General features: G+C 65.1%; 12 protein-coding genes. 8 read left to right on the forward strand and 4 right to left on the reverse strand.

The features are described from left to right. Positions 1–25: 25 nt before the first annotated feature. Entirely contained in the window at positions 26–244 is a 219-nt protein-coding gene (locus WCE05_RS18795; RefSeq protein ID WP_225790457.1) for a hypothetical protein, read from the forward strand. Here WCE05_RS18795 and WCE05_RS18800 read toward each other — a convergent pair. From WCE05_RS18800 to WCE05_RS18815, 4 genes are all read right to left on the reverse strand, one after another. After that, positions 228–2,489, reverse strand: a complete 2,262-nt coding sequence (locus tag WCE05_RS18800; RefSeq protein WP_368816302.1) for an Orn/Lys/Arg decarboxylase N-terminal domain-containing protein — start codon at positions 2,487–2,489, stop codon at positions 228–230. The genes WCE05_RS18795 and WCE05_RS18800 overlap by 17 nt on opposite strands. A gap of 183 nt (positions 2,490–2,672) precedes the next feature. After that, a complete protein-coding gene (gene dnaQ, locus WCE05_RS18805; RefSeq protein WP_225790459.1) occupies positions 2,673–3,416 on the reverse strand; it encodes a DNA polymerase III subunit epsilon in 744 nt (247 codons plus the stop codon). A gap of 138 nt (positions 3,417–3,554) precedes the next feature. Continuing rightward, the gene (gene rnhA / locus WCE05_RS18810) at positions 3,555–4,001 is read right to left on the reverse strand and encodes a ribonuclease HI (RefSeq protein WP_225790460.1); all 447 of its coding nucleotides are present in this window, start codon (positions 3,999–4,001) and stop codon (positions 3,555–3,557) included. Between the two features lie 42 nt (positions 4,002–4,043). Further along, complete coding sequence (locus WCE05_RS18815) at positions 4,044–4,802, reverse strand: class I SAM-dependent methyltransferase (protein WP_253081582.1); 759 nt, start codon at positions 4,800–4,802, stop codon at positions 4,044–4,046. Between the two features lie 84 nt (positions 4,803–4,886). On the opposite strand from WCE05_RS18815, the gene gloB reads away from it, so the two are divergent. The 7 genes from gloB (at position 4,887) to WCE05_RS18850 (ending at position 14,782) form a co-directional block, all read left to right on the forward strand. Continuing rightward, positions 4,887–5,666: a hydroxyacylglutathione hydrolase gene (gene gloB, locus WCE05_RS18820; RefSeq protein WP_225790462.1), complete on the forward strand. Its 780-nt coding sequence runs from the start codon at positions 4,887–4,889 to the stop codon at positions 5,664–5,666. Positions 5,667–5,766: 100 nt separating this feature from the next. Continuing rightward, positions 5,767–7,185: a transglycosylase SLT domain-containing protein gene (locus WCE05_RS18825; protein ID WP_368816303.1), complete on the forward strand. Its 1,419-nt coding sequence runs from the start codon at positions 5,767–5,769 to the stop codon at positions 7,183–7,185. Positions 7,186–7,403: 218 nt separating this feature from the next. Continuing rightward, positions 7,404–9,233, forward strand: coding sequence for an extracellular solute-binding protein (locus tag WCE05_RS18830; RefSeq protein ID WP_368816304.1), 1,830 nt, complete (start codon positions 7,404–7,406; stop codon positions 9,231–9,233). After that, positions 9,230–11,074 (forward strand): extracellular solute-binding protein, encoded by a 1,845-nt coding sequence (locus tag WCE05_RS18835; RefSeq protein ID WP_368816305.1) that lies wholly within the window; start codon positions 9,230–9,232, stop codon positions 11,072–11,074. The genes WCE05_RS18830 and WCE05_RS18835 overlap by 4 nt, the downstream gene beginning before the upstream one ends. A gap of 1 nt (position 11,075) precedes the next feature. Continuing rightward, on the forward strand, positions 11,076–12,149 hold the full coding sequence (locus tag WCE05_RS18840; RefSeq protein WP_368816306.1) for a microcin C ABC transporter permease YejB: 1,074 nt from the start codon (positions 11,076–11,078) through the stop codon (positions 12,147–12,149). Position 12,150: 1 nt separating this feature from the next. Continuing rightward, positions 12,151–13,170 carry an ABC transporter permease gene (locus WCE05_RS18845; protein ID WP_225790467.1) on the forward strand — a complete coding sequence of 340 codons (1,020 nt, stop codon included), beginning with the start codon at positions 12,151–12,153 and terminating at the stop codon, positions 13,168–13,170. Between the two features lies 1 nt (position 13,171). Next, entirely contained in the window at positions 13,172–14,782 is a 1,611-nt protein-coding gene (locus tag WCE05_RS18850) for an ABC transporter ATP-binding protein (RefSeq protein ID WP_225790468.1), read from the forward strand. Positions 14,783–15,221: the final 439 nt, after the last annotated feature.

Raw genomic sequence — 15,221 nt, forward strand, 5'->3', positions numbered from 1 at the left:
CCAAATTTCAGAGGTTTTCGCTCAAATGGCAGCAATACTGGTCGGCCAATTCCACGCACGTGACGCCGAAGGTCGGATCTATCCCGTGCATGAATACCAGGAGTCCACCCTCCAGGCCGACGGTAGCTGCCTCGGCGAGCCGATCGTGACCTACCGCCTGCCTGTCGGTGACCGGGTCAAGCACCTGGGCGATGACCGCTTCGAGCTGGCGCACAGCGGCGTGGAGCTCATCCGCATTCCTTGATGCAATCGACGGTGTAGACCCGCCCCTGGCCATGATCCTCGCTCTGCAGACCATGGACATCGGCGACGAAGCCCGGGAAGCCGCTGTCGAAGGCCCGGGCGAAGGCCAGGTAGTCGATGATCGAACGGGTGGCCTCGGTAAAGCGCTCGCCCGGCATGATCAAGGGAATGCCCGGCGGATAAGGCACCAGCATCACCGCCGCGACCCGGCCCAGCAGGGCCTCGATCGGCACCGCCTCCACCTCGCCACGCACCAGGCGGTCATAGGCCTGGGCTGGGCTCATGGCCACCTCCGGCAAACGCGTGAACAGGCGCTTGAGCTGCTTGGCCGTGGCATTGGCCCGGTAGCAGTCGTGCAACTGCTGGCACAGCTCGCGCAGCCCCAATCCCTGGTAACGCAGCGGGTCCACCGCCATCACACTGGGCAGGCACTGGGCCAAGGCGGTATTGCCATCGTAGTGGCGCTTGAACTCCAGCAATTCGGTGAGCAAGGTGCTCCACTTGCCCTTAGTGATGCCCATGGAGAACAGCACCAGGAAGCTGTAGAGCCCAGTCTTCTCCACCACCAGCCCACGCTCCCAGAGGAACTTGCTCACCACGGCCGCCGGGATGCCGTGCTCGCCCAACGCCCCATCCGCCGTCAACCCAGGCATCACCAGGGTGACCTTGAGCGGGTCTAGCAGCACGTAGTCCTGCTCCACATCACCAAAGCCATGCCATTCGGCGCCCGGCTGCAGCAGCCAGTCCTGCGCCGCCAGGCGATGGACCCCTTCCGTCGCAGGCGGCTGCCAGATACTGAACCACCAGTCATGCGCGGCAATGTGTTCGCGCAGGTTGGCCAGGGCACGGCGAAAGCTCAGGGCCTCGTCGAACATCTCCTGCAGCAGCGAGCGCCCGGCCGGCCCTTCCATCATGGTCGAGGCCACATCCAGCGAGGCCAGGATGCTGTACTGCGGCGAGGTGGAGATGTGCATCATGAACGCTTCGTTGAAACGATCGCGGTCCAGTTGCCGCTGACTGCCGTCCTGCACGTGGATCATCGACGCCTGGCTGAACGCCGCCAGCAGCTTGTGGGTGGAATGGGTGCTGAACAACAGTGGGCTGTCGTCACTGCGCGCGGTGCCCATGGCGTAGCGATCGGCAAAGAAGTCATGGAACGCCGCATAGGCGAACCAGGCCTCGTCGAAATGCAGCACCTCGACGCTGCTGCCGAGCATCTGCTTGATCAACCCGGCGTGATAGCACAAGCCGTCGTAGGTGGAGTTGGTCACCACCGCCATGCGGATCCGCGGCTTACGCCCACGGGTCAGCGGATTGGCGTCGATCTTCGCCTGGATCGATACCGGGCTGAACTCGCTGAGCGGGATCGGCCCGATGATGCCCAGCTCGTTGCGTTCCGGGCACAGGTAAAGAGGGATGGCGCCGGTCATGACGATCGCGTGGACCACCGACTTGTGGCAGTTGCGGTCCACCAGCACCAGGTCGTCGCGGCCGACCATGGCATGCCAGACGATCTTGTTGGCCGTGGAGGTGCCGTTGATCACGAAGAAGGTGTGGTCGGCGCCGAAGTTGCGCGCCGCCCGGGCTTCGGCCTCGGCCAGGGGGCCTGTGTGGTCGAGCAGCGAGCCGAGTTCGGGCACCGACACGGACAGGTCCGAGCGCAGGGTGTTCTCGCCGAAGAACTGGTGGAAGGCCTGGCCCACCGGGCTCTTGCGGTAGGCCACGCCACCGCCGTGGCCCGGCGTGTGCCAGGAATAATTGGATTGCGCGGTGTGCTGCACCAGGGCCTTGAAGAACGGCGGCAGCAGGCCGTCCAGGTAGTTGTGCGCGGCCCGGGCCACCTGGCGGGCGAGAAAGGGCACGGTGTCTTCGAACAGGTAGAGGATGCCGCGGAGTTGGTTCAGCTCGCTCATGGCCTCGGCGGGCGCGTTTTCCAGGGTCACCTGCTCGCCCAGGGCGAAGATCGGCAGGTTCGGTGCGCGCAGGCGGGCCAGGCGGATCAACTCCGCCATGTTCTGCAGCAGGTGGGTGTTCTCGCCGGCGCCTTCGGCAGCGATCAGCATGCAGGCCAGCCCATGGTGGGTGGCAGCCACCAGGCGCGCCTCGGCATGGTCCGCTGCGGCGAGGATGGCGAAGCCGTCCTGGGCCAGCTCCTCGGCGATGCCACGCACCCGCTCACCGGCGACGCTGTCGGCCTTGATCGCACGATGCACGATGAGGATGGGAAACTTCAGGTCCTTGTACATGGCTCGGCACTACCTCCGAAGGACGGGTCCGTCCTTTCAGGGTAGAAGCTGCAGGGCGCGGGTGCGTTTTTTTGCCGTGGTTGCTCCACAGGTTCGGCGCCGACCTCAAGAGCAGTGCGATCTGTGGAAGCCGGCTTGCCGGCGATGGGCCGCGAAGCGGCCCAATGCGGCCATCGAAGCAGGTCAGCCCTCGCTCAACGCCTGCCACATCGCCGGCGCCCCCGCCGACTTGGCGATCGCCGCCAAGCGCTCGGCATGGGCCTCCAGCTCTTCGGCCGAAGCCAGGATGACCCGGCCCGGCTGGCGCCCGACGATGCGGCGGATCTCGCTGCCGGTCCCGCCTTGCCCGTCTTCCTCGTCGGCACCGTGCCCAGCCAGCGACAGGCTGGTCTGGCCGCCAGTCATCGCCAGGTAGACGTCTGCCAGCAGCTCCGAGTCGAGCAAGGCGCCGTGCAGGTCACGGCCGGAGTTATCGATGCCGTAGCGTTTGCACAACGCGTCGAGGCTGTTGCGCTGCCCCGGGTGGCGAGCCCGGGCGAGCATCAGGGTATCGAGGATGGTGCAGTGTTGCGAGATGTCGGCGCGGTCGTGCTGGCCCAGCAGGGCGAACTCGTTGTTGATGAAGCCGACGTCGAACGCCGCGTTGTGGATGACCAGCTGGGCACCGCGGATGTACTCGAAGAACTCCTCGGCGACATCGGCGAAGCGCGGCTTGTCGACCAGGAAGGCATCGGTGATGCCGTGGACGCCGATGGCGCCCTCGTCGCTCTCGCGGTCCGGCTGCAGGTAGACGTGGAAATTACGCCCGGTCAGGCGCCGGCCGATGACCTCGACGCAACCGATCTCGATGATCCGGTGGCCTTCGCTGACTGGCATACCGGTGGTTTCGGTATCCAGAACGACCAGTCTGTTGTTCTGCTGCTCCACGCGGGGGCTCCAACTTTGCATCTATCTAAGGGAAAGCGGGGATTGTAACTCAAGCGACAAGCTTCAAGCGGCAAGAAAAAGCACCGACGCACTGGCGCACGCCCTGTTCTTACTTGCAGCTTGTAGCCGCCCTCCCCGTCACCGCTTGGCGCGGACCTCGTCGACGCCTCGGTTGGCCAGTTGGTCGGCACGCTCGTTGCCGGGGTGGCCAATATGCCCGCGCACCCATTTCCAGGTCACCTTGTGACGGTTGACCTGCTCGTCGAGCTGCTGCCAGAGGTCGGCATTCTTCACCGGCTCCTTGGCGGCGGTCTTCCAACCACGCTTCTTCCAGTTGGCCATCCACTCGTTGATGCCCTTCATCACGTACTGCGAGTCGGTGACCAGCAGCACCTCGCATTCGCGCTTGAGGGCCATCAGCCCCTGGATCGCCGCCATCAGTTCCATGCGGTTGTTGGTGGTCTCGCGCTCGCCGCCCCACAGCTCCTTCTCGACGCCCTTGTAGACCATCAGCACCCCCCACCCACCCGGGCCGGGATTGCCCTTGCAGGCACCATCGGTGTAGATCTCGACGCTATCGCTCATGTACCGCCTTTTCGCTCTGTATTATCGACCGTGGATGACGGCTCACGGCTCGCTGCGCCGACGGTTGACCTTGGCCAGCGGCAACGGCAGCAGCTTGCCCATCGGCTCGCGGCGTTCCAGGCGCAGCGGCCGCAGGCCGACCACCATCTTGCGCGCCACCAGCAGGTAGACACCGCCGCCAGCGCCTTGCCAGCCCGCGGCCATCCGCTCCCAGCCAGCCAGGCGCTGTTGCCAGGCCGGCGAGGCAAGCGGCGGACGATAGCACCCGAAGCGGCGTTTCTCCAGCGCGAAGCCCAGCAGGTTGAGCCAGTCGCCAACCCGCGACGGCGAGATGCAGCGCGCCTTGCGCAGGGCCCCGTGGCTGAAGAAATGCCGCATGCCCCAACTGCTCCAAGGGTTGATCCCGACGATCAGCAGGTGCCCGCCGGGGCGCACCGCGCTGGCGGCCTCGCGCAACAGGCCGTGGGGCGACAGGCTGAAGTCCAGGCCATGCTGCAGCACCACCACGTCGGCGGCATGCTCGGAAAGCGGCCAGGCCTGCTCCTCGCAGACGATCTCCACCCCCGGCAACGGCGCCCCCAGGCGCACGTTGCGCTGCACCTGGGGAGCGCTGGGAGGCACCTGCGCGCAGGGGCCATAATGCACCAGGAAGCCGCCGAAGAAGCGGCCCAGCTCGTCCTCGAGCAACGCTTGCTCCTCACGCAACATCAATTGCCCGAGCGGTCCGTCGAACCACTCGCGGGCCAGGCTGATCAGTTCGACCCAGTCGGGATCGGCCTGGGCAAAGGCTTTGTCGGTCATTGCGATCTCCCTCGAAGGTTCTCCGCCCGCGCCATCGCGGCTAAGATGCCTTCATGTCCACGCCAGGCGATTCGGTTCCGCACCATGATACAGATCGATGCTCTTCCCGCTTTCTCCGACAATTACATCTGGCTGTTACAGGATACTGCCAAACGCCGTTGCGCGGTGGTCGATCCGGGTGACGCCCGCCCCGTGCTGGATTGGCTCGCAGCCAATCCCGGCTGGGTGCTCGAAGACATCCTCGTGACCCACCACCACCACGACCACGTAGGCGGTGTGGAAACGCTCAGACACGCCACCGGCGCGCGGGTCTGCGGCCCGGCCAACGAGCGCATCCCCGCCCGCGACCTGGCGCTGGACGATGGCGCGCAGGTCCGGGTACTGGGCCTGGATTTCGAGGTCATCGCCGTGCCCGGCCATACCCTCGGCCACATCGCCTACTACTGCGGCCAGGCCCAGCCCCCGCTGCTGTTCTGCGGCGACACCCTGTTCGCCGCAGGCTGCGGGCGCCTGTTCGAAGGCACGCCGGAGCAGATGCACCACTCGCTGCAGCGGCTGGCCGCGCTGCCGGCCGCGACCCAGGTGTTCTGCGCCCATGAATACACCCTGGGCAACCTGCGTTTTGCCAAGGCCGTCGAGCCGGACAACCCGCACGTTGCCCAACGGTTCGCCGACGTTACCCGATTGCGCGCGCAAGATCGCATCACATTGCCATCAACGATCGGCCTCGAATGCCTCACCAACCCCTTTCTGCGCACGACTGAAACATCCGTTAAACAAAAAGCAGACGAATGGAAGGGGTATTCCAATACCGGCCAAGCCGCTGTTTTTGCTGCCTTGAGGTCTTGGAAGGATAGTTTCTGATAACCCCAAGATATATCGCAAAGGGTGATCAAAGGTTGACCGAGGGGGGACCGGTTTCTAGAATCGCGAAAATTTTTTGCCTGGAAACCTGTCCCAGCCGATGTCTTCCCGTAGCCGCAGAACCTCTCATTCCGTTGCCCTGACGCGCCTGGCCCAGGTCGGTGCGCTGGCCCTGGCCACCACCCTGGTGGGCTGCCAGAGCACCCGTCAGCTCGACGCGTCCGACAGCGTTCGCGCACACAACTACCAGGCGCGGATCAAGCCCAAGCCCGCCCCGCTGGTGGTCAAGCCGGTCGAGCAGGCGCCCGAGGATGTCTGGGACCGCATGCGCCAGGGCTTCGCCCTGCAGGACAGCATCGACGTCAACCCGCGCATCGAGCAGCAGCGCCTGTGGTTCGCCAGCAACCCGTCGTTCCTGGAGAACGCTGGCGAACGCGGCAGCCTCTACCTGCACTACATCGTCGAGCGCCTCGAAGAACGCGACATGCCGCTGGAGCTGGCCCTACTGCCGGCCATCGAGAGCGCCTACAACCCGATGGCCTACTCCCGCGCCCACGCGGTCGGCCTGTGGCAGTTCATCCCGTCCACCGGGCGTCACTTCAAGCTGCGCCAGACCAATTTCTACGACGGCCGCCGCGACATCACCGCCTCGACCAACGCCGCGCTGGACTACCTGAGCCGCCTGCACGACATGTTCAATGGTGACTGGCTACTGGCCCTGGCGGCCTACAATGCCGGCGAAGGCACCGTCAGCCGGGCCATCGAGCGCAACGAGCGCCTCGGCCTGCCCACCGACTACTGGAACCTGCCCCTGCCCCAGGAAACCCGCGACTACGTGCCCAAGCTGCTGGCCCTGTCGCAGGTGGTGATGACCCCGCAGGCCTATGGCGTGAACCTCAACCCGATCGCCAACGAGCCCTACTTCGAGGCCATCGCCATCAATGACCGCCTGGACCTTTCGCGGGTCGCAGCCTTCGCCAACATCGACGAGGACGAGCTGATCCAGCTCAACCCGGCGTTCAAGAAGCGCATGACCGTGGACGGCCCCAAGCAGTTGCTGGTGCCGACCGCCAAGGCGCAGTTGCTGTCCGACAGCCTGTCCAACCTCAAGCCCGAGCAACTGCTCAGCCTGCAGCCGAACAAGGCCGTGTTCCAGGCCGCCCTGGCCGAGGCCAAGGCACCGGCGGCACGCAGCTACCGGGTCAAGCGTGGCGACAACCTGAGCAGCATCGCCAGGGCGCACCGGGTCTCGGTGCGTGACATCCAGCGCTGGAACCGCCTGTCCGGTACTCGCCTGAAGGCCGGCCAGGTCCTCGCCCTGCGCGGCGGCAGCGCATCGGCCAACCGGGTGGCGGCGTCCAAGCAGCGCTCGACCCAGTACAAAGTGCGCAAGGGCGACTCGTTGTACCTGGTGGCCAAGCGCTTCAACGTCGAGATGAAGCACCTCAAGCGCTGGAACCCGCGCAGCGGCCATGCCCTCAAGCCGGGCCAGACATTGACCGTCTACCTGCCACATTGATCCGACGCATCATTGGGGCTGCTGTGCAGCCCCCAAGACGCCGCTCAAAGACCGACCTGAAGCCCGCCTGCCCCCGCCACGAAATATGGCCTCTGCACGCCTGCGCAAGCGCATACTTGCCCCGTAACCAGGCCGTCTGCTTCCCACTCTTTTTCCATCCCTGACAAGCTGTTACTGTAGCCCGACCAAAGCCCAACGCCCCTGGATCGGATGCCGACTTGATACGTCCCCTCCTGCTGTCCCTCAGCCTGGCCTTGAGCTTTCCCGCAGGCGCGATGGTGAGCGAAAGCCACGGTTACGCGCAGTTCGGCACGCTCAAGTATCCAGCTACATTCACCCACTTCGACTGGGTCAACCCGCAAGCGCCCAAGGGCGGCACCTTGCGGGCCATGGCATTCGGCACCTTCGACACGCTCAACCCCTATACCTTCAAGGGCACCAGCCCGGTGACCACGCCGAACTTCCTCCAGTACGGGGTCAACGAGCTGAACGAGCCGCTGATGGTCGGCACCGGCCAGTACGACCCGTCCGGCGACGAGCCGACCGCCAGCTACGGCCTGATCGCCCGCTCGGTGGAGTACAGCGAGGACCGCAGTTGGGTCGTGTTCAACCTGCGCCCCGAGGCACGCTTCCACGATGGCCGGCCGATCACTTCGGCGGACGTGGCCTTCTCCTACCGCACCCTGCTCAAGGACGGCCACCCCATCTACCGCACCAACCTGCAGGAAGTGCAGCGGGTCGACATCCTCGGCCCGCTGCGCATCCGCTTCGTCTTCAAGCGCGCCGGCAACCCGCTGCTGATCCTGCGCCTGGGCGAGATGCCGGTGCTGCCCAAGCACTACTGGCAAGGCCGCGACTTCAAGGCCACCACCTTCGAACCGCCCCTGGGCAGCGGCCCCTACCGCATCGCCGAGGTGCAGCCGGGCAGGCGCCTGGTGTTCGAGCGGGTGAAGAACTATTGGGGCAAGGACCTGGCAGTCAACCGCGGCAAGTACAACTTCAACCGGGTCGAGTACGAGTTCTACCGCGACGCCACGGTGGCCTTCGAAGCGTTCAAGGCCGGCGAATTCGACATCTACATCGAGCACCAGGCCAAGAACTGGGCCAACGGCTACAACTTCCCGGCGGTACGCCGTGGCCAGGTGATCAAGGTGCAGATCCCGCACCGCATCCCGACCCAGACCCAAGGCCTGTTCATGAACAGCCGCCGCACCAGCTTCAGCGACCCACGGGTGCGCCAGGCCCTGGGCCTGATGTTCGACTTCGAATGGACCAACCGCGCCCTGTTCAGCAGCGCCTATCGCCGCTCGACCAGCTACTACCCCAATAGCGAGTTCGCCGCCACCGGCCTGCCCACGGGCAAGGAATGGTTGCTGCTGGCGCCCTTTCGCGATGAGCTGCCGGCCAAGCTGTTCACCGAACCCTACCAGGTCAGCCACACCGAGGGCCGTGGCATCAGCCGCCAGACCTTGCGCCAGGCCCTGGCCCTGCTCGCCCAGGCTGGCTGGAAGCTCGACGGCCAGCGCCTGGTGGATGCCAAGGGCCGGCAGTTCCGCCTGGAACTGCTGCTGGTCAACCCCAACCTCGAGCGCATCCTCCAGCCGTACGTGGAAAGCCTGGTCAGCATCGGTATCGACGCGCGCCTGCGCACCGTGGACCGCGCCCAGTACAAGCAGCGCCTGGACCAGTTCGACTTCGACATGATCCTCATGACCCTGGGCCAGACCCTCAGCCCGGGCCTGGAGCAGTGGCTGTACTTCCACTCCAGCCAGGCCTCGACCAAGGGCAGCAAGAACTATGCAGGGGTCAAGGACCCGGTGGTCGACCACCTGCTCGACACCCTGCTGGCCGCCCGCACCCGCGACGACCAGGTGGCCGCCGCCCGCGCCCTGGACCGGGTGCTGCTCTGGCAGCACTACATGATCCCCAACTGGTATCTCGACAATCACCGCCTGGCGTATCGCAACCGATTCGCCTTCGTCACCACCCCGCCCTACACCCTGGGCCTGAACACCTGGTGGCTCAAGTCTTCGGAGAAAGCCAAATGATGCCAACGCACCGCCTGCGCCTGGCCTGCGGCCTGCTGCTCGCCTGCCTGAGCCTGCCCGCCCTCGCCGCGCCGCAACATGCCCTGACCCTGTACGACGAGCCGCCGAAATACCCGGCCGACTTCAAGCACTTCGCCTACGTCAACCCGGACGCCCCCAAGGGTGGCACCTTCCGCCAGTCCAGCTTCGGCGGCTTCGACAGCCTCAACCCGTTCATCAACAAGGGCGTGTCGGCCGAGAACGTCAGCATCATCTACGACACCCTGATGCGCCAGAGCCTGGACGAGCCCTTCACCGAGTACGGCCTGGTGGCCGGCAAGATCGAGAAGGCACCGGACAACGGCTGGGTGCGCTTCTACCTGCGCCCGCAAGCGCGCTTCCATGATGGCCACCCGATTCGCGCCGAGGACGTGGTGTTCACCTTCGAGACCTTGATCAAGCAAGGGGCGCCGCTGTACCGCCAGTACTACGCGGACGTTGCCGAGGTGGTCGCCGAAGACCCACTGCGCGTGCTGTTCAGGTTCAAGCACAAGAACAACCGCGAGCTGCCGCTGATCCTCGGCCAGTTGCCGGTGCTGCCCAAGCACTGGTGGGAGAGCCGCGATTTCACCCGTGGCAACCTGGAGATCCCGCTGGGCAGCGGCCCGTACAAGATCGCCCGGGTCAAGGCCGGCCGCTCGATCCGCTACGAGCGGGTCGAGGACTACTGGGCCAAGGACCTGCCCATCAACCGGGGCTTCTACAACTTCGACGTCATGACCTTCGACGCCTACCGCGACAACACCGTCGCCCTGGAGGCGCTCAAGGCCGGGCAATTCGACTACTGGCTGGAGACCAGCGCGAAGAACTGGGCCACCGCCTACAACGTGCCTGCCGTGCGCGACGGCCGGCTGATCCGCGAGGAACTGCCCAACGGCAACCCCACCGGCATGCAGGGCTTCATCTTCAACCTGCGCCGGCCGGTGTTCCAGGACGTGCGTGTGCGCGAGGCACTGAGCCTGCTGCTGGACTACGAGTGGACCAACAAGCAACTGTTCAACGGCGCCTACACCCGTACCGGCAGCTACTTCGAGAACTCCGAGATGGCTGCCCGCGGCCTGCCCAGCGCCGAGGAGCTGAAGATCCTCGAGCCTTTGCGCGGCAAGATCCCCGAACAGGTCTTCAACGAAGAATTCCGCAACCCGGTCAGCGACGGCAGCGGCATGATCCGCGACCAGCAGCGCAAGGCCTACCGGCTGCTGCAGGAGGCCGGCTGGAAGATCGTCGACGACAAGATGACCGACACCCAAGGCAAGCCGGTGTCCATCGAGTTCCTCCTGGCCCAGACCGAGTTCGAGCGCATCCTGTTGCCGTTCAAGCGCAACCTCGCCGACCTGGGCATCGACCTGAACATCCGCCGGGTCGACGTTTCCCAGTACATCAACCGCCTGCGCTCGCGCGACTTCGACATGATCGTCAGCGGCTTCCCGCAGTCCAACTCGCCGGGCAACGAGCAGCGCGAGTTCTGGTCCAGCGCCGCCGCCGACAATCCCGGCAGCCGCAACTTCATCGGCCTGCGCGACCCGGCCATCGACCAGTTGGTCGAGGCACTGATCAACGCCGACTCGCGCCAGAGCCTGATCGCCCACACCCGCGCCCTGGACCGCGTGCTGCTATGGGGTTACTACGTGATCCCCAACTGGCACATCAAGACTTGGCGCGTGGCGTACTGGAACCACATCGGCCACCCCGAGGTATCGCCCAAGTACGACATCGGCATCGACACCTGGTGGATCAAGCCCGAGGTCAAGCCCGCCACGCCGGTAGCGAGCCAAGACCCGGCACAGGACGAGGCCAACTGACATGCTGGCCTACATCCTGCGGCGCCTGCTGCTGATCGTGCCGACCCTGTTCGGCATCCTGGTCATCAACTTCATCATCGTCCAGGCCGCGCCCGGCGGCCCAGTGGAGCAGATGATCGCCAAGCTCGAGGGTTTCGAGGGCGCCACCAGCCGCATCGCCGGCGGCGGCGCCGAAGTCTCGGTGGCCGGTTCCAACTACCGGGGCGCCCAGGGCCTGGACCCGGCGCTGATCGCCGAGATCGAACGCATGTACGGCTTCGACAAGTCGGCGCCGGAACGCCTGTGGATCATGATCAAGAACTACGCCCACCTGGACTTCGGCGAGAGCTTCTTCCGCGATGCCAAGGTCATCGACCTGATCGCCGAGAAAATGCCGGTGTCCATCTCCCTCGGGCTATGGAGCACGCTGATCATGTACCTGGTGTCGATCCCCCTGGGGATCGCCAAGGCCGTGCGCCATGGCAGCCACTTCGACGTCTGGACCAGTTCGGCGATCATCGTCGGCTATGCCATCCCTGCGTTCCTGTTCGCCATCCTGCTGATCGTGCTGTTCGCCGGCGGCAGCTACTTCGACTGGTTCCCGCTGCGCGGGCTGACCTCGAACAACTTCGACGAGCTGTCCACCACCGGCAAGATTCTCGATTACTTCGGGCACCTGGTATTGCCGATCACCGCGCTGGTGATCGGCAACTTCGCCACCATGACCCTGCTGACCAAGAACAGCTTTCTCGACGAGATCAACAAGCAATACGTGATCACCGCCAAGGCCAAGGGCCTGAGCCGGCAACGGGTGCTGTACGGGCACGTGTTCCGCAACGCCATGCTGCTGGTCATCGCCGGCTTCCCCTCGGCGTTCATCGGCATCTTCTTCACCGGCTCGCTGCTCATCGAGGTGATCTTCTCCCTCGACGGCCTGGGCCTGATGAGCTTCGAGGCGGCGATCAACCGCGACTATCCGGTGGTCTTCGGCACCCTGTTCATCTTCACCCTGCTGGGGCTGGTGGTGAAACTGATCGGCGACCTGACCTACACCCTGGTCGACCCGCGCATCGACTTCGCCAGCCGGGAGCACTGACATGGCCCTGTCCCCTCTCAATCGCCGGCGCTTCGAGCGCTTCAAGGCCAACCGCCGCGGCTGGTGGTCGCTGTGGATCTTCATCGTGCTGTTCGGCCTGAGCCTGGGCGCCGAACTGATCGCCAACGACAAGCCGATCGCCGTGCGCTACGACGGCCAATGGTACTTCCCGGCGTTCAAGCGCTACCCAGAAACCACCTTCGGCGGCGAGTTCCCGTTGGAGGCCAACTACAAGAGCCCGTACATCCGCGAGCTGCTGGCGCAGAAAGACAGCTGGGTGCTATGGGCACCGATCCCGTTCAGCTACCAGAGCATCAACTACGACCTCAAGGTCCCGGCCCCGGCGCCGCCCTCGGCGGACAACTGGCTGGGCACCGACGACCAGGGCCGCGACGTGCTCGCGCGGGTGATCTACGGGTTTCGCGTGTCGGTGCTGTTCGCCCTGACGCTGACCGTGCTCAGCTCCATCGTCGGCGTCATCGCCGGTGCCCTGCAGGGGTTCTACGGCGGCTGGGTGGACCTGGCCGGCCAGCGCTTCCTGGAAATCTGGTCGGGCCTGCCGGTGCTGTACCTGCTGATCATCCTGGCCAGTTTCGTGCAGCCGAACTTCTGGTGGCTGCTGGGGATCATGCTGCTGTTCTCCTGGATGAGCCTGGTGGACGTGGTGCGCGCCGAGTTCCTGCGGGGCCGCAACCTGGAGTACGTGCGTGCCGCCCGGGCCCTGGGCATGCGCAACGGAGCGATCATGTACCGGCACATCCTGCCCAACGCCATGATCTCGACCATGACCTTCATGCCCTTCATCCTCACCGGTGCCATCGGCACCCTCACCGCCCTGGACTTCCTCGGCTTCGGCCTGCCCCCGGGCGCACCGTCGCTGGGCGAGCTGGTGGCCCAGGGCAAGTCCAACCTGCAGGCCCCCTGGCTGGGCATCAGCGCCTTCGCTGTGCTGGCGATCATGCTGAGCCTGCTGGTGTTCATCGGCGAATCCGCCCGCGATGCCTTCGACCCGAGGAAATGACATGAGCGAACAGAACCTGATCGAAGTCCGTGATCTGGCGGTGGAGTTCGTCACCGGCGAGCAGGTCAATCGCGTGGTCGACGGCATCAGCTTCGACATCCGCCAGGGCGAGACCCTGGCCCTGGTCGGCGAGAGCGGCTCGGGCAAGTCGGTCACCGCCCACTCGATCCTGCGCCTGCTGCCCTACCCCCTGGCGCGCCACCCCAGCGGCAGCATCCGCTACGCCGGCAAGGACCTGCTGCAACTGGGCGAGAAGCCCATGCAGCATATCCGCGGCAACCGTATCGCGATGATCTTCCAGGAGCCGATGACCTCGCTGAACCCGCTGCACAGCATCGAGAAGCAGATCAACGAGATCCTCCTGCTGCACAAGGGCCTGACGGGCAAGGAAGCCACCGCACGCACCCTGGAACTGCTCGAGATGGTCGGTATCCCCGAGCCGCGCAAGCGCCTCAAGGCCCTGCCCCACGAACTGTCCGGCGGCCAGCGCCAGCGGGTGATGATCGCCATGGCGCTGGCCAACGAGCCAGAACTGCTGATCGCCGACGAGCCCACCACGGCGCTGGACGTCACCGTGCAGCTGAAGATCCTCGACCTGCTCAAGGAACTGCAGGCACGCCTGGGCATGGCCCTGCTGCTGATCAGCCACGACCTCAACCTGGTACGGCGCATCGCCCACCGGGTGTGCGTGATGCAGAGCGGCAAGATCGTCGAGCAGGCCGATTGCGCCACCCTGTTCGGCGCGCCCCAGCACCCCTACACGCAGATGCTGATCAACGCCGAACCCAGCGGCGGCCCCGCGGACAACCCGGTCGGCGCACCGCTGCTGGAAGTCTCTGACCTGCGGGTGTGGTTCCCGATCAAGAAAGGCCTGCTGCGGCGCACCGTCGACCATGTGAAGGCCGTGGACGGCATCGACTTCAGCCTGCCCCAGGGCCAGACCCTGGGCATCGTCGGCGAAAGTGGTTCGGGCAAGTCCACCCTCGGCCTGGCCATCCTGCGGCTGATTTCCAGCCAGGGCGGCATCCGCTTCCACGGCCAGGCGCTGGAAGGGCTGAACCAGAAGCAAGTGCGGCCGCTACGCCGTGAAATGCAGGTGGTGTTCCAGGACCCGTTCGGCAGCCTCAGCCCGCGCATGTGCGTGGCCGACATCGTCGGCGAGGGCCTGCGCATCCACCGCATCGGCACACCGGCGGAGCAGGAGGCAGCGATCATCGCGGCGCTCGAGGAAGTGGGGCTCGACCCACGCACCCGCCATCGTTACCCCCATGAATTTTCCGGCGGCCAGCGCCAGCGTATCGCCATTGCCCGCGCCCTGGTGCTCAAGCCGGCGCTGATCCTCCTCGACGAACCCACCTCGGCGCTGGATCGCACGGTACAGCGGCAGGTGGTGGAGCTGCTGCGCAACCTGCAACGCAAGTACAACCTCACGTACCTGTTCATCAGCCATGACCTGGCGGTGGTCAAGGCGCTGAGTCACCAGTTGATGGTGATCAAGCATGGGCATGTGGTGGAACAGGGGGATGCGCAGGCGATCTTTCATGCGCCCCAGCATCCGTATACCCGGCAGTTGCTGGAAGCGGCGTTCTTGGAGCCGGAGTCGATTGCTTAAGGGTGGGGATTTGGAAACCAGTGAGGGTGTGTTTGGGATTGACGTTTTATAGGGTAACGGCCGAGCGCTGCTTGATAGTTAGGGCTTGCCGAAGGACCGGTGTGAAACAGTAAAAAATCAGATTTAACACCTTCCCTGTAGTCCATTTCCCAAACATACTCCTGCCGCCTTTTTTCCGTTGCGGTCGCCCTGGCAGCGCTCTAGTCTCGGCGAGTCGTTGCACATCAACGATACAGCTTTGACAGGCTGTGACGGAAATCGTATACGGCTCGCCCTTTATGGCGGCTGTACGTGCGGGCACGCTTGCGTGCGCCGGAATTTTACGATTTTCGCCGGTCTGTCAACCCACGTACAGCTGCCACCCTTCTGTTTGACAGCAGGCAGGTGGCCGCGTCATAGAGGAAAAATCGTGATGTTGAAGATCGTCCCCGACCCACCC

Source organism: Pseudomonas sp. I2, assembly GCF_040984075.1.
Taxonomy (GTDB): domain Bacteria; phylum Pseudomonadota; class Gammaproteobacteria; order Pseudomonadales; family Pseudomonadaceae; genus Aquipseudomonas; species Aquipseudomonas guariconensis_B.